Genomic DNA, 1,504 nt, shown 5'->3' with positions numbered 1-1,504 from the left:
TATTCGATCGTTCGGGCCCGCATCGTGACCGACGCTGAGACGGAGCCGCGTTCTCCGGAAAGCAGTATCGGCGGTCATCTGCTACTCGAACGAGTGGCCGCAGGTGACGCACTCGCCTTCGGCTCCTTGTATGACGCCTTCGTCGCCGACACCTACGCAATCTGCCTGAATAAGTGTGCAAACTCGTCATTGGCCGACAAAGCCATGGCAAAAACATGGATCTTCATATGGAGTCATGCCGCCGCACTTAACGACCAGGCGGGTTCAACGAAATTCATCGTGCTGTCCACTGCCTGGACTGTCACCTCGCAGCGCGGCAAAAACTTCCCCCAGCTAAATACCCTTGAGACCCGTTAGGCCGTTCGTCTTTCATGCTAGGGCGCCGCGGTGGCAGTGCTGACAGACGCGGATCAAATGGGAAGGTAGCGTCCTTGTCCTGTTCGCGAAACGGTCTACGGGACACCGTTCACTCGATACTGAACACGCTCTGTTACGCGTGATTAGCGGTCCCCTGGACCGAACCGGCCGCTGATCAGGTCGTGTCGTCCTGGCTAGTTTGTGGATCGCGTCCAGGGGCTCACGCTTTCCAGCTGGACGTTCACGACGCTGGGACCAGCGAGAAGAGTGCCAACAGCCGTGAAGTCTTGCTGGGGGAGGATGCTGTCGGTCGGATCGACGTCATTGAACTGTCGAACGCTGACCCGCCCCGAGTTTAAGGACGAGAAGACGACCGGTTGCTCAGCGCCCGCATACAGATAGGCGTCGTAGCCGCCGGTGTCCGGCAGTGCGGGAAGCGCCGAAATCGGTGACACAGTAATAGACCAGTCACCCGCGCCGGCCTCAACGCCTATCCAGCCCGCGGGGCCAACGGTGGGGTCCAAGCCATAGGCCACGCTGGCGGAATCGCCCTGGTAATCCGCTGTTCCGGCTTCGTGGAAGGTACCGTCTTCCCCATAAACCTGCGCATAGGAGTCCTCATTGGCCCAGTGGCCGGGTGTCCACGTGATTGTGTAGAAGCCAGATTTAGCGTCGTCGGGAAAGACAATTTCATCAGCGCTATTGCCTGTGACGGTGAAGGCCTGGAACGTCCCGAATGTCTGGTCCGCCCACGCCTGAGCAGATTCCTGCGCAGTGGGTTGATCCGTTTGGGCAGGGGTCGAAGGGGCCGACGCTGATGAATCGGGTGCGACGGGTTGCTGTGCTTGGCAGCCTGACAAGACAACAGCCGTTGCGGTCGCTGCGGCCAATACGAATGTCACACGTTTCATAGGATCCCCTTGGTGTTTATCGTCGACTCCGCGTTGAGATGACGCCGTCGGGCTGCATCTTGGCGAGCCACTGTTTCAGGTTGAGTTTTGCACTGCCCCAGCTCGATGGGCAATTCGACAGCTGCGGTCGCGTGTGCGAGGTCTAGGCGTGGGCCCTGGCCCGGACGCAGGCTCTTCAACGCGCGCCGTGACCTTCGCCTGCGGCCCGAACGAACAGCGAGGCCCGCAAAAGGAAC

General features: G+C 60.1%; 2 protein-coding genes. One reads left to right on the top strand and one right to left on the bottom strand.

The features are described from left to right. Nucleotides 1-357, top strand: a 357-nt coding sequence (locus CXY74_RS00035) for a hypothetical protein (protein WP_233193047.1), incomplete at its 5' end; no start/stop codon positions are given. A 194-nt stretch (nucleotides 358-551) separates the two neighbouring features. Here CXY74_RS00035 and CXY74_RS00030 read toward each other — a convergent pair. Continuing rightward, nucleotides 552-1,268, bottom strand: coding sequence for a hypothetical protein (locus CXY74_RS00030; RefSeq protein WP_104198533.1), 717 nt, complete (start codon nucleotides 1,266-1,268; stop codon nucleotides 552-554). Nucleotides 1,269-1,504: the final 236 nt, after the last annotated feature.

Source organism: Cryobacterium sp. Y29 (genome assembly GCF_002929825.1).
GTDB lineage: Bacteria > Actinomycetota > Actinomycetes > Actinomycetales > Microbacteriaceae > Cryobacterium.
This window is presented reverse-complemented; position numbering and strand designations above follow the sequence as displayed.

Excerpts from the sequence above, each read along its gene's own strand:
- CXY74_RS00030 (WP_104198533.1), bottom strand. The coding sequence starts at position 1,268 with ATGAAACGTGTGACATTCGTATTGGCCGCAGCGACCGCAACGGCTGTT.